Raw genomic sequence first — 17,216 nt, 5'->3', positions numbered from 1 at the left:
CAGGGAGCCACGGATGGAGAGCATGCGCGAGGCCGCCGACCGACTCGACGGCGCGGCCTCGACCCTGGACTCGGCGTACCGCAAGCTCGTCGACCTGGAGACCGCCACCTGGATCGGCGCGGACGCGCCGGGCCGCCTCGGCGAGCTGCACCGCTCACTGCGCAGCCAGTGGACCCGCGTCGTGGAGGGGCACGCCCGCGAGGCCGCGTCCACCGCCGCCCGCCTCGCCGGTGCGGCCGAGTCGTTGCGCATCGCGGCGTCCGCGTACGCCGAGACCGATCGTGCCACCGCCGGCCGATTCCGCGACCGATGACCCGAGGCCTTTCCTGAGATGGACCAGCTGGACGCGCTCGCCGAGCCCGCCGCCGACCTGCTGCGCCGGGTCGACGACGCGCTGCACGCCCACGGCGCCCCCACCGAGCACCGCCTCTGGCCCCTGCTGCGCCGGCTCGGCGCGCTCACGCTCCCGTCCGTCGAGGCGATCATCGCGCTGCGGCCCGCGCCGCTGGCCGCCGCCGGCGCGTCGCTGCGCCAGGTCGGCCGGGAGTACGTGGAGGCGCGCGACGCCATCGGCACGCCGCAGGACTGGGAGGGCGCGGGCGCGCAGGCGTTCGAGCGGTACCGGGCCGGCCTCGCCGACCACCTGGCCGGTGGCGGCGCGAGCCTGGCCGGCCACCTCCGGGCCACGGCCGACTACACGGCCGCGCTGGACGCCTGGATCGCCTCCTCCCGGACCGCGCTCGCGTCCGTGCTGGCCGCGTCGCTGGCCTCCGCGGAGGCGGTCACGCTGGCCGGCGCGGTCGCGGACGACGAACTGGTGGTGGCGTCCGCGGCCGCGGAGATAGCGGCCCGGGTGCTGGCCGTGGTCGCGGAGATCGTCGAGGACGGCGAGGCGCTGCACGCGGAGTGGACGGACCGACTGGCCGGCATCGGCTACCGGGAGCCGGCCGACGAGCCGCTGCCGCCGCCGGACAGTGGTGTGCTGCGTACCCGTTACTGATCGTTGTGCGAGTCTGTGCGACAACCCGCCGGTCAGCGGCCTACCGTGGGCGGCATGGCTGAGCCGAAGACCCAGCGGAACACGGCGAGCGTGCCCGGCTTCCTCGCCTCCGTCACCGACGCCCGCCGCCGCGAGGACGCGGAGACCGCGTGCGCGCTGATGGCCGACGTCACCGGCGCCGAGCCGGTCATGTGGGGCACCAGCATCGTCGGCTTCGGCGCGTACCGCTACGAGTACGCGTCCGGCCGCAGCGGCGACTGGCCGGCCGTCGGCTTCTCCCCGCGCCGCGCCGCGCTCACGTTCTACCTGTCGCCCGGGTTCGACGGCTACGACGAGATCATGAAGCGCCTCGGCCCGCACACGCTCGGCAAGTCCTGCCTCTACGTCAAGCGACTCTCGGACGTGGACAGCGAGGCCCTGCGCGAGCTGATCTCCGGCGCCTTCACCGCCGTCAACGGCAAGACCCTGACCTCGGGGACCTGATTCATCTTCCCGCTTCCGGCGGGGCCGCCTTGCGCATGCTCCCGCGGGCACCGGTCGTCGCTGGCGCTCCTCCCTGCGGCGTCCGTGGGTGGTTCCGCAGAACCGTGGGGGGCGCCCGGCCCGCGGAAGGCGGCGGAGTCGCGGGCGGGAGGGCTGGTGCCAAGAGCCGCTCCGGCCGCGACGCCGCCGCCGTTCCCTGCACCCCCCGCAGGGCCTGTGGACACCTGCCCAACTGCCCGCCGCCGCTTCGGACACGGCCGGTGTCGATGTCCTGTCCGGACGGTCAGCGCCTTCCGGCCGGTCGTGCCGAACCACGTATCGCGGACAAACCACCGTGCTCCCGGGCACTCCCCGATGGCCGTCCCACGACGTACTGTGAAGGGATGGGGATGCTGTGTGCGGTGAGTTTCAACCGTTATGGGCGCCTGTATTACCTCGATCCGGGCGATTTGCGCCCCGCCGTGGGTGACAAGGTGCTGGTGCCCACGGACGACGGTCCGGAGGTGGCCGAGTGCGTGTGGGCGGCCCAGTGGGTGACCGAGGACACCGACGGCTTCCCCAAGCTGGCCGGCATGGCCACGGAGAAGGACCTCAAGCGCGACGAAGCCCAGCGCCGCCGCAAGGCCGAGGCCAAGGTCGCCGCGAAGCGGCTGATCCGCGAGCACGGCCTGCCGATGAAGGTGGTGGCGATCGATCACGTGCTGGAGTCCACCGGCGGCAACGGCGGCGCCCGCACCACGATCTACTTCACCGCGCCGCACCGCGTCGACTTCCGCTCCCTGGTCCGCGACCTCGGCGCCACGCTGCACTGCCGCGTCGAGCTGCGCCAGCTCTCCGCCCGCGACTCGGCCCGCGTCCAGGGCGGCATCGGCTCCTGCGGCCGCGACCTGTGCTGCGCCACCTTCCTCACCGACTTCGAGCCGGTCACCATCCGGATGGCCAAGGACCAGGAGCTGCCGCTCAACCCGCTGCGCATCTCCGGCGCCTGCGGCCGCCTGATGTGCTGCCTCAAGTACGAGCACCCGCTGTACCAGAAGTTCCAGGCCACCGCGCCGGCCGTCGGTTCCCGCGTCACCACGGACCACGGCGACGGCAAGGTCGTCGGGCACAGCGTCCCGCGCGACGAGGTGATCGTGCGCCTCGATGCGGACGGCTCCCGCTGCTCCTGCTCTCGCGCCTCGGTCTGCGGCCCGCGCCAGGCCCACGACGCCGCCTACCCGCAGGCCTGACCGCGCTCAGATCGTGATCGGCCGCTCCTCCGCCAGGTGCGGGCGCAGCGGCGTGGCCGGCACGATCCACGGGGAGTCCTCGGGCGCGTCGGGGGCCGCGCGCCAGCGGCGGCCCACCTTGCGCAGCGCGATCGGGTAGACCGTGAGCGTGCCGTCCGGGGCGATGCGCATGCGCAGGAACGACTTGGAGTCGTCGATGCCCTGGCCGGCGAAGAGCTCGTTGACGTTCACGGTGAAGAAGTTGGCGATCACCAGGTAGAGCGCGAGCAGCTCGGTGCCGGCCAGTCCGGCGATCGGGCCGTAGACGACCGCGGCCGTCACCACCTGCCACTCCCACGTGGACACCGGGCTGCTCAGCCACAGCCAGGTGCCGAGCGCGCCCAGCGCCAGGTGCGCCAGGCCGTGGGCGATGCCGATCAGCCAGTGTTTGGCGTACCCCCGCTGGCCGATCCTCGGGGGTTTGGCGAACGCGATCGTGGCGCCCAGGATGAAGAAGAGCATCAGGCCGAGCGGGAGCGTCATGAGCTGCGGCGACGACTCCTCGCCGCGCACCGCGCCGCTCATCGTGAGCATCAGCATCGTGTGCAGGATGCCGATGAACGTGGCGAATCCGGGGTTGTTGCGCGGCAGCCGCCAGAAGATCCCCGGGATGTACCCGCGGGACTCCCGCACGGTCGGGAACCGGCCCTTGATCGCGTAGTCGCGGTGCGGGCTGGCGCTGCGGACCAGCGTCTCCCGCGGCGGCACGGTGATCGTCTCCGGCAGCGAGTGCGTGGCGACCAGGTACGCGCCACCGCCCCCGCAGGTGATCAGCTCGCGGTCCGCGCCGGAGTAGCGCGCGTAGTGGTGCAGGTCGCCGCTGACCATCAGGCGCACCTGCGCGCCGGTCGGGGCCAGCACCTTGCGCACGAAGTAGTCGACGGAGTCGTACGCGCCCGGCCGGTCCGCGGCCTTGACCCAGGTCGGCGCCGGCACCGCCAGGATGATCCGGTCCTCCGGGCGAATCCGCGCCGCGAGCTCCTGGAAGTACTCCAACTGCGGATCGTCGATGTAGGACCCGGCCTGCTCGTCCAGGCCCAGCAGCCACCAGCCGTGCGGCAGCTTGATCCCGAAGTAGGAGCGCCGCTGCTCGGTCCGCCAGCCACCGAACTCCGCGTCCCGCCGCCGCGCGAACAACCGCAGGAACGCGGTCAGCCCGTCGTACCAGTCGTGGTTGCCCGGCACCGCGAACAGCGTCGGCTGCGCGCCCTCACCCGGCGCCACGGGCAGCGCGGCCTCGTACGGGCCCTTGGACCGGTTCTCGTACGCCTCGCCGCTGGCCGTCGGGTAGACCTGATCGCCGCCCATCACCAGCAGCCGCCCGCGCGGCAACGGCCGGTCCACGCCGTCCGGCCGCAGCTCCGGCTGCGCCAGCAGGTAGGCGATCGAGTAGGTGGCGTCGAACCCGTCGCCCAGGTCGGCCACGTAGTCGATCCACAACTCGTCCACGTCGCTGTGGTCGTGCTCCGGGGGCGGGCCGAGCGCGATCTGCAACTCGCGCTTGTCCAGATAGGCCCCGAACAGATGGGCCAGGAGGGTACGCAGGCCCGCGTTGATCAGCAGCAGCGGCGCGAGCCACGGCACCGGCGCCTGCGGGGTGAAGCCGAGCTCGCGCGGATCGAGGGACGCGGGACGGGGCCGGACGCGGGGCTGCGCCTCCGCCGGCACCTCGGTGGGATCGACGGTCACCGGGACAATCTATCGGTGGTCGTCGACTCAGCGGGCGCTGACGAGCGCGCCGATCGCCTGCACCGTGCGGCTGCGCAGCGTCACCGGCCGCACCTCGCCGTCCGCCGGCGCGTCCTCCACCAGCTCACCCGCCAGCCACGCCGCGACGCCGCCGAGCACCAGCACCAACAGCTCGACCGCCACCAGCCCGGAGCCCGCGGCCCGCAGCGGGTCGCCCACCCGGACCAGCCAGATCACCGCGAACATCGCCAGCACGCCACCGTTGATCAGCCCGTGCGCGATCGCCACCCGCCGCGCCCGCGTCCCCTGCCGCAGGAACAGCAGGTCGACGACGCCGGCCAGCCCCGCGATGGCGGCCGCGACCAGGCCGCCGACCACCTGCCAGTACCCCGCCATCGCCAGCAGCGACGGGCCACCCATCACGTGGAAGGCATCGAAGATGAGCCCGGTGACGAACAGTCCCATGGGCAGCATGAACAACATCAGGTGGACCGAGTGCCCCGATACCTTGAGTCGGCTTTCCACGATCGTCACCCGCTCCCACATCGCCCTGCGCGTCGTCGGGAGAGTCGGTACCCGAGGCCATATATACCAAAACGCCAGCCCTCAGTGACACGACACGCACAGATAGTGAAACTCTAGGGCCGCCCATGCCCCACCGTCACGTCTTCATCGACCCCGACGCCCGTCATGTTCAGCCCGCGGGGTGAAGCATTGAAGCTGATGGTTGTCGCGGGCGTCCACAATGACGCTCATGCGGAAGCGGATGTCGCTGCTGGTGCGGCTGTTGGCGAAGCGGGCTCGGTGGGCGCTGAGGTCGGTGGCTGTGGCGGTCGCGGCGGTCGCGGTCGTCGGTGCTTACGCGTTGATCGTGTGGCTGGCGCCCCGCCTGCTGGGCGTGCCCGATCTAACGGCGCCGGCGACGGGCGATGCCGTCCTGACGGCGAGGCACAACGCCCGGCTGCTGGTCGTCTCCGGTATCGGGGCGGTTGTCGTTGCCGTTGGTCTGCTTTACACCGCGCGCAACTACCGGCTGTCCTATCGGGGGCAGGTCACCGACCGGTACACCAAGGCACTCGAACGCCTCGGCTCCAGCGAGATGTACGTCCGGATCGGCGGTCTGCACGCGCTACGCCAGGTCATGATCGACTCACCCGAACACCACGATGATGTTGTCGAGGTACTCGTCGCGTTCATCCGCGACCGAGCCCCCCGGCGCCAGAACGCTCCCGACTCGCCGATCTACCCCATGGCGGCACTGCCGGCCGAGCCGGAACCCGATGTGCAGGCCGCGCTAACCACGCTTGGGGGCCGGCCCCGCATCCTCGGCCGAGAGAAATCTTCCATCAACCTCGCCCACCTCCACCTCCAGCGAGCGAACCTGCGCGGGGCGCAGTTGGCGGGCGCGACCCTGTTCGGGACGCAGTTGGAGGGCGCCGTCCTGAGCGAGGCGCAGTTGAAGGGCGCGGACCTGCGCAGGGCACAGTTGAAGCGCGCCGCCCTGAGCGAGACGCAGTTGGCGGGCGCGGACCTGATCGGGGCGCAGTTGGAGGACGCCATCTTGCGCGGGGCGCTGCTGGAGGGCGCCGTCCTGAGCGGGGCGCTGCTGGAGAGCGCCACCCTGACCGAGGCGCAGTTGAAGGGCGCGGACCTGAGTAGGGCGCAGTTGAAGGCCGCCATGCTGCGCGAGGCGCAGTTGGCGGGCGCGAACCTGCGCGGGGCGCAGTTGGAGGGCGCCATCCTGAACGGGGCGCAGTTGGCGGGCGCGGACCTGAGCGGGGCGCAGTTGAAGCGCGCCGTCCTGAGCGAGGCGCAGTTGAACGGCGCGAACCTGTTCGAGGCGCAGTTGGAGGGTGCCATCCTGACCGAGGCGCAGTTGGAGGGCGCGAACCTGTTCGGCGCGCTGTTGGAGGGCGCCAGCCTGACCGAGGCGCGGTTGAAGGGCGCGGACCTGCGCGGGGCGCTGTTGGAGGACGCCATCCTGATCGGTGCGCAGTTGGCGGACGCGGACCTGCGCGGGGCGCAGTTGGCGGACGCGAACCTGTTCGGTGCGCGGCTGGCGGGCGCGGACCTGCGCGGGGCGCTGTTGAAGGACGCGAACCTCATCGGGGCGCACTTGGCGGGCGCGAACCTGAAGGGCGCGGACCTGCGCGGGGCGCAGTTGGAGGCCGCGAATCTGGACGGAACCGGGTTGGAGGAGGGTGACCCCCTCAGGTGAGGAGGCCCTGTGGCCACGGAGGTGGTGGCGGTGGCGGGGCCTGAAGCGCAAAAACCCCTGGTCACCGGAGTGACCAGGGGCTTCGCTCTGCTGAGCCGCCTGACGGAATCGAACCGTCGACCTTGGTATTACGAGTACCACGCTCTACCGACTGAGCTAAGGCGGCAACGCCCACACAATATACGGCACGTGCGGAGGGCGCCGACAGCGAGATCCCCCTGGCGCGTCGGACGGGGCCGGGGCGGGTCACAGGGGGTGTTGGTTTCGGGTGGGGGAGGGCGGGAACCCCGGGAGGCGTCGAGACACCGAACGGAAGGGGAGGTACGGGTCATGAGTGCGGTGCTGGAGGGCAAGCGGGTCGCGTTCCTGGCGACGGACGGGGTCGAGGAGGTCGAGTACACGCAGCCGCGGCAGGCGGTGATCGACGCGGGCGGTACGCCGGAGCTGGTGTCGATCAAGTCCGGGGAGATCCAGGCGGTCAACCACATGGACAAGTCGAAGACGTACCCGGTGGACAAGGTGGTGGCCGACGCCAGCGAGCAGGACTACGACGCGCTGGTGCTGCCGGGTGGCGTGGCGAACCCGGACTTCCTGCGCACCGACCCGGACGCGGTGCGGTTCGTGCGGTCGTTCTTCGACGCGCACAAGCCGGTCGCGGCGATCTGTCACGGGCCGTGGACGCTGGTCGAGGCCGGCGTGGTGGACGGGCGCACGCTGACGTCGTGGCCGAGCCTGCGCACGGACCTGGCGAACGCGGGCGCCACCTGGGTCGACGAGGAGGTCTACGTCGACAACGGGCTGGTGACCAGCCGAAACCCGGACGACCTCCCGGCCTTCTGCGAGAAGATGGTTGAGGAGATCGCCGAGGGGCCGCACGTCCGGCAGCACGCCTAGAGCGTCTCCACGGACAGGGAGCCGGCGGCGTACGACGACCGGACGCGCTTCTTGTCGAACTTGCCGACCGACGTCTTCGGGACCGCGGGGATGAACGCCCACCGCTCCGGCAGCTGCCACTTGGCCACCCGCGATGACAGGAACTCGCGCAGTTCCGCGGCGGTGGCGGACATGTTCTCGCGCAGCACGACGGTGGCGAACGGGCGTTCTCCCCAGCGGTCGTCGGGCACGCCCACCACGCACGCCTCCAGCACTGCGGGGTGGGCCATCAGCAGGTTCTCCAGCTCCACGGAGGAGATCCACTCGCCACCGGACTTGATCACGTCCTTGGCGCGGTCGGTGAGCGTGAGGAAGCCGTCGGGGGAGAGCGTGCCGACGTCGCCGGTGCGCAGCCAGCCGTCCCGGAAGCGCTCCGGGTCGGCGTCGTCGTCGCCGAGGTAGCCGGCGGTGACCCACGGGCCGCGGACCTCCAGCTCGCCGACGGACGTGCCGTCGGCCGGCATGACCTCGCCGAGCGGCCCGATGATCCGGGCGGCCACGCCGGCCGGCAGCCGGCCCTGCGTGTACCGGTACGCCCACTCGTCGTCGCCGTCGGCGCCGGCCGGCGGGCGGGCCACGGAGCCGAGCGGGGACATCTCGGTCATGCCCCACGCGTGCACGATCCGGATGCCGTACCGCTCCTGGAACGCGTGCATGAGCGCGGGCGGGCAGGCGGAGCCGCCGACGATCACCTCGGTCAGCGAGGACGTGTCGGTCTCGTGCGCGTCGAGGTGGGCGAGCAGGTCGGTCCAGATGGTCGGCACGGCCGCGGCCTTGGTCGGGCGCTCGGTGGCGATCATCGGCGCGATCGCGGCGCCGGCCATGAACCGGTCCGGCATGACCAGCGAGGTGCCGGACATGAACGCCGCGTACGGCAGGCCCCAGGACATGGCGTGGAACATCGGCACGATCGCCAGCATGGTGTCCCGCGCGCCCAGGCCGAACCCCTCCGGCGCGCACACCTGCATGGAGTGCAGCCAGATCGAGCGGTGCGAGTAGGCGACGCCCTTCGGGTTTCCGGTGGTGCCGGACGTGTAGCAGAGCGCTGCGGCGTCCTGCTCGTCCAGCTCCGGCCAGTCGTACGTGCCGGGCCGCCCCTCGATCAGCGTGGACCACTCGTGCACCCGCCAGCGCCCGGCCGGGACCGCGGCGGCCGAGCCGTTGACCACCACGTGCTCCACGGTGGTCAGCGAGGGCAGCACCTTGGCCAGCAGCGGGACGAGGGTCTCGTCGACCAGGATCACCCGGTCCTCCGCGTGGTTCACGATGTAGGCCAGCTGGTCGGGGAAGAGCCGCAGGTTGAGCGTGTGCAGCACCGCGCCCATGCTGGGGACCGCGAAGTAGGCGACCAGGTGCTCCGCGTTGTTCCACATGAAGGTGGCGACGCGCTGGTCGCCGGTGACACCGAGCTCGTCGCGCAGCGCGTGGGCGAGCCGGGCCGCGTCCGTACCCACGTGGGCATAGCTCGTCCGGCGGGAGCCGGTGCCGGTCCAGGTGGCCACGTGGGCGCGGCCGTGCACGGTGCTGCCGTGTTCGAGCAGCCGGGAGATGAGCAACGGATTCGCCATCATCGTGCTACGCATGGGCACCAACGTAGGTGAGCGGGGTCACAGTGCGGAAGCCCTTCGGCGCTGTGAAAAACTGCGGGCATGGTCAGCATTCCGTGGGCGGACTCGTACATGGGCCAGATTCGTGAGCTGGCCGGCGATCGGGTCCTGATGTTCATCGCGGCGCGCGCGGTGTTGCGCGACGACCGTGGCCGGGTGCTGCTGATCCAGCGGTCGGACAACGGGCACTGGGCACTGCCGGCGGGCGCGATGGAGCTGGGCGAGTCGATCACCCAGTGCGCGATCCGCGAGGTGCGGGAGGAGACCGGGCTGGACGCGCGCGCGGTCACGCCGTACGCGATGTACTCCGGCGCCGACTACACGTTCACCAACATGTGGGGTCACACCTACCAGCACTTCGTGACCGGGTTCCGGGTCGACGAGTGGGACGGCGAGTTGCAGCGCGTGACGGACGAGAGCCTGGACGCGATGTGGTTCGACCTGGCCGATCCGCCGTTCCCGCTGCCCGACTCGGTCGCGCGCACGCTCGACGACCTGGCGGAGTTCGAGCGGACCGGAAGGCTCGTAATGAAGTAGCCCGGTCATGCAAGATCGGGAATGATGCCGGTACGTGATGGACCTCTCGCCGCTGCGGATCTCGCGCGACTTCCGGCTGATCTTCACCGGGTCCACGATCTCCGGCCTCGGCTCGTACATCAGCCTCATCACGATCCCGTACCAGGTCGCGCAGCTCACCGATGATCCGCTAATGGTCGGGCTGCTGGGCGTGGCCGAACTGGTGCCGCTGATCTTCATGTCGTTCGTCGGCGGCGCGCTCGCGGACTACCTGGACCGGCGCCGGCTGGTGCTGTTCAGCGAGGCCGCGCTGGCCGTCCTGGCGCTGGTGCTGCTGGTCAACTCGCTGCTGGCCGACGCGCAGCTGTGGGTGCTGTTCGTGGTGGCCGGGCTGGCGGCGGCGTTCGAGGGCGTGCAGCGGCCGGCGCTGGAGGGCACGATCCCGCGCGTGGTGCCGCTGGAGAAGCTGCCCGCGGCCATCGCGCTGAACTCGCTGAGTGCCCAGGTTCGGCAGTTGGCCGGGCCCGGCCTGGCCGGCGTGCTGATGGCGACCGTGGACCTGCACTGGGTGTACGCGTTCGACCTGCTCACGTTCGTGGTGTCGCTGTACTGCCTGTACCTGGTCAAGGCCGTGCCACCGCCGCCGGCCGCGGAGCGCCCGTCGATCCGGTCCGTGGTCACCGGCGTGCGGTACGCCCGCAGCCGCCCCGAGTTGCTCGGTACGTACCTGGTCGACATCAACGCGATGTTCTTCGCCATGCCGTCCGCGCTCTACCCGTTCATGGCCGACGACCTCGGCGGCCCCGAGGTGCTGGGCCTGCTCTACGCCGCGCCCGCGATCGGGTCGATGCTGGCCTCGCTCACGTCGAGCTGGACCGGCCGGATCCACCGGCACGGCCTGATGGTGGTGCTGGCGGCCGGAGCCTGGGGCGTCGGCATCATCGGCGCCGGGCTGGCGGACTCGCTGTGGTTGGTGGTGGCGTGCCTGGCGTTCGCGGGCGCGGCGGACATGATCTCCGGCGTGTTCCGGATGACGATCTGGGGCCAGACCATCCCGGACCACCTGCGTGGGCGCCTGGCCGGCATCGAGATGATCTCGTACTCGGTCGGGCCGCTGCTCGGCGGCACGCGCGCGGGCCTGGTCGCGCGGTTCACCGGCGTGAGCGGCTCGATCGTCACCGGCGGCGTGCTGTGCGTGCTCGGCACGATCGCGCTCGCCGCCGCGCTCCCCTCCTTCCTCCGGTACGACGGACGCGACGGCCTGGAACGCAAGCGTGCGGCGGACAAGGAGTGGGCAGAGCGCTCAGGCACCTGACCGAACGGACGATGAGAGGGGCGACCAGGACGCCCGGACGGAACCGCGGCGTCACGACGACACCCACGGACGGGGCGATCCACCGATGCACGCTGCTACCCGGGCGCCGGACGACGAGGCGCGTGTCCGTGCGCTGCGCGAGCTGGCCGTGCTGGACACCCCCGCCGATCCGGCCGCCGACGATCTGGTGCGGGTCGCCGCGTTCGTCTGCGGTGCGCCGATGAGCTCGCTGATGCTGGTCGACACGGACCGCGAGTGGTGCATGGCCGCGGTCGGGCTGCCGCGCGGCGTGAGCCTGCCGCGTACCGCGTCGGTCTGCGACCGGGTGATCGCCTCGCGCGCGCCGGTGATCGTGCCGGACGCCGCCGCCGACCCCCGGTTCGCCGCGCACCCGCTGGTCGCCGGCGCCCCCTTCCTGCGCTTCTACGCCGGCGTGCCGCTGACCGTCGGCGGTCATGTGCTCGGCGCGCTCTGCGTGCTGGACGCCGAGCCCCGCACGCTCGGCGATGACCGGCTGGCGATGCTGGAGGCGCTCGGCCGGCAGGCGGCCCTGCACCTGGCCATGCGCCACGAGCTGCGCGAACTGGAACGGGCGCGGCAGCGGCTGGAGCTGGCGGACCGGATGAAGGACGACTTCGTGGCGATGATGACGCACGAGGTGCGCACGCCGCTCTCCTCGGTCCGCGGCTACCTGGAGGTGCTGATCGACGCCGGCGACCTGTCCCGGCACCAGCTGGACCGGTTCCTCGGCGCGATCGACCGCAATTCGCGGCGGCTGCTGCGGATGGTCGACGACGTGATGCTGCTGTCCCAGGTCGGCGGCGCCGGCGGGACCGCGCTGAGCCTGCGGCGCGGCGAGGTGGACCTGCTGTCCGTGGCGGACTGCGCGATCGCCTCGGTGGCGCCGGTCGCGTCCGCGAAGGGCGTGACGCTGCACGTCGCACGGCGGGACGCGGTCCGGGTCAGCGCGGACGGCGCGCGGCTCCGCGAGGCGCTCGCCCACCTGCTCGGCAACGCGGTCAAGTTCACGCCGTCCGGCGGCGAGGTGGCGGTCGAGGTCAGCGACGCCGACCCGCCGGAGATCCGAATCCGGGACACCGGCATCGGCATCCCCGCGCACGAGCAGCCGATGCTGTTCGAGCGGTTCTTCCGGGGCGCGGCGGCCCGGGACAGCGAGTCGGCCGGCGCGGGCCTGGGCCTGTGCGTCACCAAGGTCATCCTCGACGCGCACGCGGCGAAGATCTCGCTGGCCAGCGAGGCGGGGAAGGGCACGGACATCCGCATCACCTTCCCCGGAACGTAGCGCCCGCGCCGGTCAGGAGGCCTTCTTCGCGGTGCTCCGCTTCGCCGGCGCCGTCTTCTTGGCCGCCGCCGTCTTCTTGGCCGCGGTCTTCTTCGCCGGGGCCGCCTTCTTCGCCGGGGCCGCGTCATCGCCGGAGTCGGCCGCGGCCGTCTTCTTCGCGCCCGAGCCGGAGGAGGTCTTCTTGGCGGCGGAGGCCTTCTTCGTACCGTTGCCGCCGCCCGTGGCCGTTGACGCCGGTGCCGGGGACTCGCCGCGGGCCGCGCGCGCCCGCTCCACCGAGGCGCGCAGCGCGGCCATCAGGTCGGTCGCGGCCGGGGCCGCCTCCTCTTCCTCCTCCGGCGCGATGATCTCCCGGCCCTCGACCTTCGCGTCGATGACCTCCTGGAGCGCCGCGCGGTAGTTGTCGCTGTACGCCTCCGGGTCGAAGTCCGCGGCCATCGAGTCGATCAGCGAGGAGGCCATGGCCAGCTCGGCCGGGCGGACCTCGATGTCGTCGTCGAGGAAGCCGAACTCGGGCGCGCGCACCTCGTCCGGCCACAGCATGGTGTTGAGCAGCAGCACGTCGTCGTGGACGCGCAGCGTGGCGAGCTGCTCCCGCTGGCGCAGCGCGACCTTGACGATCGCCACCCGGTCCGCGTCGCCGAGCGCCTCGCGCAACAGCACGTACGGCTTGGTGGCGGCGCCGTCCGGCTCCAGGTAGTACGCCTTGTTGTAGAGGATCGGGTCGACCTGGTCGGCCGGCACGAACTCCAGCACCTCGATCGCCCGCGAGGTGGAGAGCGGCAGGTCCGCGAAGTCGTCGTCGGTCAGCACCACCATCTCGCCGCCGCCGATGTCGTACCCCTTGGCGATGTCGTCGTACTTGACCTCTTCGCCGTCGACGGAGCAGACGCGTTTGTACTTGATCCGGCCGCCGTCGTCCCGGTGCACCTGGTGGAACCGGATGTCCTTCTCCTCGGTGGCCGAGAACAGCCGCACCGCGATCGACACCAGGCCGAACGAGACGGCACCCTTCCAGATAGCCCGCATTGTCGCTCCAAACCGCTGCTGACCGGCCGGAACCCCCGCCCGACTTTTGGCCCGGTATCTACGAGGATCGCACCGATCCCGACATCGCGCGAGGTTTTGCGCCTAGGCTGGCGGCATGGCGGCCGGGCCACGCCCGATGCTGGCCACGTCGGGGGAGTTGCCCGTCGGTGCCGGTTGGGCGTACGAGTTCAAGTGGGACGGCGTTCGCGCGCTCGCCGACGCCTCCGGCGGCGCACTGCGTCTGGCCGCCCGGTCCGGGACGGACATCACGGTCGCCTACCCGGAGTTGGCGCCGCTCGGCGGCCTGCTCGGCGACGCGCTGCTGGACGGCGAGATCGTGGTGCTGAGCGAGGGCCGCCCGTCGTTCCAGCTGCTCGCGGAGCGGATGCACGTGCGCGACCGGGCCCGCGCCGCGCGGCTCGCGGTGACCCGGCCGGTCACCTACATGATCTTCGACCTGCTGCGGCACGACGGCGTGGACCTGATGGGCCTGCCGTACGAGGACCGCCGCGCCCGGCTGGAGACGCTGGTGCCGGACGGGCCGCGCTGGGCGGTGCCGCCGACGTTCCCGGACGGCCCGGTCACGCAGGCCGTGGCCGAGGAGAACCGGCTGGAGGGCGTGGTCGCGAAGCGGACCTCGTCGATCTACCTGCCGGGCACCCGCTCGCCCGACTGGATCAAGGTCAAGATGGACCTGACCGGCGACTTCGTGATCGGCGGCTGGCGGCCGGGGGTGCGCCGGATCGGCGGGCTGCTGGTCGGCGTGCCCGGTCCGGACGGCCGGCTCCTCTTCCGCGGCCGGGTCGGCGGCGGCATCGGCGCGGCCACCGAGCGGACGCTGCTGGCGCTGCTGGAGCCGCTGGTGATCGACAAGTCGCCGTTCGCGGAGGTGCCCCGGGAGGATGCGCGCGGCGCGATCTGGGTAGACCCCACCCAGGTGGTCGAGGTGAAGTACGGCCAGCGCACGCTCGACGCCCGCCTGCGCTTTCCCCGATTTCTGCGCTTACGTCCGGATAAATCGCCCGAGGAGGTGTCCGACGATGCGTAGCCGGATGCTGGTCGAGGTGGACGGCCGCGAGGTCGAACTCTCCAACCTGGACAAAGTGCTCTATCCGGACGCCGGCTTCACCAAGGCCGAGGTGATCGATTACTACACCCGGGTCGCGCCCGCGCTGCTGCCGCACCTGCGCGGCCGGCCGCTGACCCGCATCCGCTACCCGAACGGTGTCACCGGCCCGTTCTTCTTCGAGAAGAACGCGCCGCCGGGCAAGCCCGGCTGGGTGCACACGGAGACGCTGCCGGTGCCCAACTCGACCCACGGCCGCGAGAAGATCGACTTCGTGGTGGTGGACGACCTGCCCACGCTGGTCTGGGTGGCGAACATCGCCTCGCTGGAGCTGCACACGCCGCAGTGGCGCGTCGGCGCCGACCCCGACCTGCTCGTGGTCGACCTCGATCCGGGCGCGCCGGCCGCGCTGCGCGAGTGTTGCGCGGTCGCGGTGCTGATGCGGGACCGGCTCGCCGCGGACGGCATCGAGTGCTACCCGAAGACCTCCGGCAAGAAGGGCATGCAGCTCTGCTGCCCGGTCGCCGGCACCCAGAACGCCGAGATCATCAGCGGGTACGCCAAGCGCGTCGCGGAGGAGCTGGCGCGCGCGGTCCCGGGCGGCATCACGGCGAAGATGGCCAAGCAGCTGCGCCCCGGCAAGGTCTTCATCGACTGGAGCCAGAACAACGCGTTCAAGACCACGGTCGCGCCGTACTCGCTGCGCGCGCAGCCGACCCCGACCGCGTCCGCGCCGCTGACCTGGCACGAGGTCGAGTCGATGGCGTGCGGCGACGCGGAGGCCCGCCAGCTCTCCCCGTCGGAGGTCCTGACGCGCCTGGACGCCGACGGGGATCTGCTGGCCGCGCTGCTGGAACCCGGCCCCGAGGTGCCGGCCTAGAACTCCGGCAGCTTCGGGCCGAGGATGTCGTCCGCGTCCGTGATCGTGTACGCGTACCCCTGCTCGGCCAGGAACCGCTGCCGGTGCGCCGCGTACTCCGTGTCGATCGTGTCCCGGGACACCACCGTGTAGAAGTGCGCCTGGCGCCCGTCCGCCTTCGGCCGCAGCACCCGGCCCAGCCGCTGTGCCTCCTCCTGCCGCGACCCGAACGTGCCGGACACCTGGATCGCCACCGCCGCCTCCGGCAGGTCGATCGAGAAGTTGCCGACCTTCGAGATGACCAGGGTGGAGATCTCACCGGCCCGGAACGCGTCGAACAGCCGCTCGCGCTCCTTATTCGTCGTGGACCCCTGCACGATCGGCGCGTCCAGGAACTCGCCGAGCTGGTGCAGTTGGTCGATGTAGCCGCCGATCACCAGCTTCTGATCGTCCGGGTGCCGCTCCAGCAGCGCCTTCACCACCGGCAGCTTGGTCCGCGCGGTCGCGGCCATCCGGTAGCGCTCCTCCGACTCCGCGGTCGCGTAGCTCATCCGCTCCGCGTCGGTCAGCGTCACCCGCACCTCGACGCACTCGGCCGGCGCGATCCAGCCCTGCGCCTCGATGTCCTTCCACGGCGCGTCGTACCGCTTCGGGCCGATCAGCGAGAACACGTCGCCCTCCCGGCCGTCCTCGCGCACCAGCGTGGCGGTCAGGCCGAGGCGGCGGCGGGCCTGGAGGTCCGCGGTGAACCGGAAGATCGGCGCCGGGAGCAGGTGCACCTCGTCGTAGACGACCAGGCCCCAGTCACGCGCGGAGAACAGGTCCAGGTGCGTGAACGCGCCGTTGCGCCGCGACGTGAGCACCTGGTACGTCGCGATGGTGACCGGCCGGATCTCCTTGCGCTCGCCGGAGTACTCCCCGATCTCCTCCTCGGTCAGCGACGTGCGCGCGACCAGCTCCCGCTTCCACTGCCGGCCCGCGACCGTGTTCGTCACCAGGATCAGCGTGGTCGCCTTCGCCTCCGCCATCGCGGCGGCGCCGACCAGCGTCTTGCCCGCGCCACAGGGCAGCACCACCACGCCGGAGCCGCCGGCCCAGAACGTGTCGACCGCCTCCCGCTGGTAGGCCCGCAGCGTCCAGCCGTCCTGCGCCAGGTCGATCGGGTGCGCCTCGCCGTCCACGTAGCCCGCGAGGTCCTCGGCCGGCCAGCCCAGCTTCAGCAGCGCCTGCTTCAGCCGGCCGCGCTCCGACGGGTGCACCAGGATCGTGTCGTCGTCGACCTTCGCGCCGAGCATGCCGGCCAGCTTCTTCGACTTCGCGACCTCGATCAGCACCATCCGGTCCAGCGCGTGCAGCACCAGGCCGTGCTGCGGGTGGTTGACCAGCTGGAGCCGGCCGTACCGGTCCATCGTCTCGGCCACGTCCACCAGCAGCGCATGCGGCACCGGGTAACGGGAGAAACGGATCAGCGCGTCGACCACCGCCTCCGCGTCGTGCCCGGCGGCCCGCGCGTTCCACAGCCCCAGCGGCGTCAGCCGGTAGGTGTGCACGTGCTCCGGCGAGCGCTCCAGCTCGGCGAACGGCGCGATAGCGATCCGGCACGCCTGTGCGTCCTTGTGATCGACCTCCAGCAGCAGGGTCTTGTCCGATTGCACGATGAGTGGTCCATCGGCCACGTCTGTGACTCCCTCCGCATGCCCGGCTCGGGCGACCCTCCAGTCTGTCACGCGATCGGCCCGGCCGTGGAATCGAGTGCAACCGGTCACCGGCCGAAGACGTCTCCTCAAGGTGGGTAACGCGCGTTCGTGTGATCAACGGGGGCGGGCGCGCGTTTTTCCACCTGTCCCCGCCGGCGCGTAGCTGTCACCCTCGATATGGGTGGTCACCTATGCGCGGCGGGGGCGGACATGCGTTCTTCCGATGACGGAGC

The 17,216-nt window shown here is 71.7% G+C and carries 16 protein-coding genes and 1 tRNA gene; 11 read left to right on the top strand and 6 right to left on the bottom strand.

Annotated features, from left to right (window positions below):
• The first annotated feature begins 13 nt into the window (after nucleotides 1–13).
• The 4 genes from J2S41_RS32060 to J2S41_RS32045 all read left to right on the top strand — a co-directional run bounded on the left by J2S41_RS32060 (nucleotide 14) and on the right by J2S41_RS32045 (nucleotide 2,712).
• Nucleotides 14–313: a type VII secretion target gene (locus tag J2S41_RS32060; protein ID WP_310373591.1), complete on the top strand. Its 300-nt coding sequence runs from the start codon at nucleotides 14–16 to the stop codon at nucleotides 311–313.
• 18 nt (nucleotides 314–331) lie between these two features.
• Nucleotides 332–1,000 carry a hypothetical protein gene (locus J2S41_RS32055; RefSeq protein ID WP_310373589.1) on the top strand — a complete coding sequence of 223 codons (669 nt, stop codon included), beginning with the start codon at nucleotides 332–334 and terminating at the stop codon, nucleotides 998–1,000.
• Nucleotides 1,001–1,054: 54 nt separating this feature from the next.
• Nucleotides 1,055–1,483, top strand: coding sequence for a DUF1801 domain-containing protein (locus tag J2S41_RS32050; RefSeq protein ID WP_310373587.1), 429 nt, complete (start codon nucleotides 1,055–1,057; stop codon nucleotides 1,481–1,483).
• 383 nt (nucleotides 1,484–1,866) lie between these two features.
• Nucleotides 1,867–2,712, top strand: coding sequence for a PSP1 domain-containing protein (locus J2S41_RS32045; protein ID WP_310373585.1), 846 nt, complete (start codon nucleotides 1,867–1,869; stop codon nucleotides 2,710–2,712).
• Between the two features lie 6 nt (nucleotides 2,713–2,718).
• On the opposite strand, the gene J2S41_RS32040 is transcribed toward J2S41_RS32045, so the two are convergent.
• Together J2S41_RS32040 and J2S41_RS32035 are read right to left on the bottom strand one after the other, a co-directional pair.
• Complete coding sequence (locus tag J2S41_RS32040; RefSeq protein ID WP_310373583.1) at nucleotides 2,719–4,440, bottom strand: metallophosphoesterase family protein; 1,722 nt, start codon at nucleotides 4,438–4,440, stop codon at nucleotides 2,719–2,721.
• A gap of 27 nt (nucleotides 4,441–4,467) precedes the next feature.
• Complete coding sequence (locus tag J2S41_RS32035; protein ID WP_310373581.1) at nucleotides 4,468–4,986, bottom strand: DUF2231 domain-containing protein; 519 nt, start codon at nucleotides 4,984–4,986, stop codon at nucleotides 4,468–4,470.
• Nucleotides 4,987–5,194: 208 nt separating this feature from the next.
• Between J2S41_RS32035 and J2S41_RS32030 the strand changes: the two genes are divergently transcribed.
• Nucleotides 5,195–6,658 carry a pentapeptide repeat-containing protein gene (locus J2S41_RS32030; protein ID WP_310373580.1) on the top strand — a complete coding sequence of 488 codons (1,464 nt, stop codon included), beginning with the start codon at nucleotides 5,195–5,197 and terminating at the stop codon, nucleotides 6,656–6,658.
• A gap of 93 nt (nucleotides 6,659–6,751) precedes the next feature.
• Here J2S41_RS32030 and J2S41_RS32025 read toward each other — a convergent pair.
• Nucleotides 6,752–6,824: transfer RNA gene (locus J2S41_RS32025), tRNA-Thr, on the bottom strand.
• 164 nt (nucleotides 6,825–6,988) lie between these two features.
• On the opposite strand from J2S41_RS32025, the gene J2S41_RS32020 reads away from it, so the two are divergent.
• The gene (locus tag J2S41_RS32020) at nucleotides 6,989–7,552 is read left to right on the top strand and encodes a type 1 glutamine amidotransferase domain-containing protein (protein ID WP_310373578.1); all 564 of its coding nucleotides are present in this window, start codon (nucleotides 6,989–6,991) and stop codon (nucleotides 7,550–7,552) included.
• Here the strand turns inward: J2S41_RS32020 and J2S41_RS32015 are convergent.
• Nucleotides 7,549–9,174 carry a long-chain fatty acid--CoA ligase gene (locus tag J2S41_RS32015; RefSeq protein ID WP_310373576.1) on the bottom strand — a complete coding sequence of 542 codons (1,626 nt, stop codon included), beginning with the start codon at nucleotides 9,172–9,174 and terminating at the stop codon, nucleotides 7,549–7,551. The genes J2S41_RS32020 and J2S41_RS32015 overlap by 4 nt on opposite strands.
• Nucleotides 9,175–9,240: 66 nt before the next feature.
• Here J2S41_RS32015 and J2S41_RS32010 point away from each other — a divergent pair, with 66 nt between their 5' ends.
• The 3 genes from J2S41_RS32010 to J2S41_RS32000 all read left to right on the top strand — a co-directional run bounded on the left by J2S41_RS32010 (nucleotide 9,241) and on the right by J2S41_RS32000 (nucleotide 12,332).
• Nucleotides 9,241–9,735 carry an NUDIX domain-containing protein gene (locus tag J2S41_RS32010; protein ID WP_310373575.1) on the top strand — a complete coding sequence of 165 codons (495 nt, stop codon included), beginning with the start codon at nucleotides 9,241–9,243 and terminating at the stop codon, nucleotides 9,733–9,735.
• A gap of 37 nt (nucleotides 9,736–9,772) precedes the next feature.
• Nucleotides 9,773–11,029, top strand: coding sequence for an MFS transporter (locus tag J2S41_RS32005; RefSeq protein ID WP_310376671.1), 1,257 nt, complete (start codon nucleotides 9,773–9,775; stop codon nucleotides 11,027–11,029).
• An 85-nt stretch (nucleotides 11,030–11,114) separates the two neighbouring features.
• A complete protein-coding gene (locus J2S41_RS32000; RefSeq protein ID WP_310373574.1) occupies nucleotides 11,115–12,332 on the top strand; it encodes an ATP-binding protein in 1,218 nt (405 codons plus the stop codon).
• A gap of 12 nt (nucleotides 12,333–12,344) precedes the next feature.
• Here the strand turns inward: J2S41_RS32000 and ku are convergent, their stop codons facing one another.
• Nucleotides 12,345–13,361 (bottom strand): non-homologous end joining protein Ku, encoded by a 1,017-nt coding sequence (gene ku / locus J2S41_RS31995; protein WP_310373572.1) that lies wholly within the window; start codon nucleotides 13,359–13,361, stop codon nucleotides 12,345–12,347.
• A 115-nt stretch (nucleotides 13,362–13,476) separates the two neighbouring features.
• Between ku and ligD (J2S41_RS31990) the strand changes: the two genes are divergently transcribed.
• Nucleotides 13,477–14,409 (top strand): non-homologous end-joining DNA ligase, encoded by a 933-nt coding sequence (gene ligD / locus J2S41_RS31990; protein ID WP_310373570.1) that lies wholly within the window; start codon nucleotides 13,477–13,479, stop codon nucleotides 14,407–14,409.
• Entirely contained in the window at nucleotides 14,402–15,307 is a 906-nt protein-coding gene (gene ligD / locus J2S41_RS31985; RefSeq protein ID WP_310373568.1) for a non-homologous end-joining DNA ligase, read from the top strand. The genes ligD (J2S41_RS31990) and ligD (J2S41_RS31985) overlap by 8 nt, the downstream gene beginning before the upstream one ends.
• On the opposite strand, the gene J2S41_RS31980 is transcribed toward ligD (J2S41_RS31985), so the two are convergent.
• Nucleotides 15,304–16,962, bottom strand: a complete 1,659-nt coding sequence (locus J2S41_RS31980; RefSeq protein ID WP_310373566.1) for a DNA repair helicase XPB — start codon at nucleotides 16,960–16,962, stop codon at nucleotides 15,304–15,306. The genes ligD (J2S41_RS31985) and J2S41_RS31980 overlap by 4 nt on opposite strands.
• Nucleotides 16,963–17,216: the final 254 nt, after the last annotated feature.

Source organism: Catenuloplanes atrovinosus, assembly GCF_031458235.1.
GTDB classification, from domain to species: Bacteria; Actinomycetota; Actinomycetes; order Mycobacteriales; family Micromonosporaceae; genus Catenuloplanes; species Catenuloplanes atrovinosus.
This window is presented reverse-complemented; position numbering and strand designations above follow the sequence as displayed.

Bases quoted from the DNA above. Each gene is read 5' to 3' on its own strand.
- J2S41_RS32060 (WP_310373591.1), top strand. From the start codon at position 14: ATGGAGAGCATGCGCGAGGCCGCCGACCGACTCGACGGCGCGGCCTCG.
- J2S41_RS32055 (WP_310373589.1), top strand. From the start codon at position 332: ATGGACCAGCTGGACGCGCTCGCCGAGCCCGCCGCCGACCTGCTGCGC.
- J2S41_RS32050 (WP_310373587.1), top strand. From the start codon at position 1,055: ATGGCTGAGCCGAAGACCCAGCGGAACACGGCGAGCGTGCCCGGCTTC.
- J2S41_RS32045 (WP_310373585.1), top strand. From the start codon at position 1,867: ATGGGGATGCTGTGTGCGGTGAGTTTCAACCGTTATGGGCGCCTGTAT.
- J2S41_RS32035 (WP_310373581.1), bottom strand. From the start codon at position 4,986: ATGTGGGAGCGGGTGACGATCGTGGAAAGCCGACTCAAGGTATCGGGG.
- J2S41_RS32030 (WP_310373580.1), top strand. From the start codon at position 5,195: ATGCGGAAGCGGATGTCGCTGCTGGTGCGGCTGTTGGCGAAGCGGGCT.
- J2S41_RS32020 (WP_310373578.1), top strand. From the start codon at position 6,989: ATGAGTGCGGTGCTGGAGGGCAAGCGGGTCGCGTTCCTGGCGACGGAC.
- J2S41_RS32015 (WP_310373576.1), bottom strand. From the start codon at position 9,174: ATGCGTAGCACGATGATGGCGAATCCGTTGCTCATCTCCCGGCTGCTC.
- J2S41_RS32010 (WP_310373575.1), top strand. From the start codon at position 9,241: ATGGTCAGCATTCCGTGGGCGGACTCGTACATGGGCCAGATTCGTGAG.
- J2S41_RS32005 (WP_310376671.1), top strand. From the start codon at position 9,773: ATGGACCTCTCGCCGCTGCGGATCTCGCGCGACTTCCGGCTGATCTTC.
- J2S41_RS32000 (WP_310373574.1), top strand. From the start codon at position 11,115: ATGCACGCTGCTACCCGGGCGCCGGACGACGAGGCGCGTGTCCGTGCG.
- ku (WP_310373572.1), bottom strand. From the start codon at position 13,361: ATGCGGGCTATCTGGAAGGGTGCCGTCTCGTTCGGCCTGGTGTCGATC.
- ligD (WP_310373570.1), top strand. From the start codon at position 13,477: ATGGCGGCCGGGCCACGCCCGATGCTGGCCACGTCGGGGGAGTTGCCC.
- ligD (WP_310373568.1), top strand. From the start codon at position 14,402: ATGCGTAGCCGGATGCTGGTCGAGGTGGACGGCCGCGAGGTCGAACTC.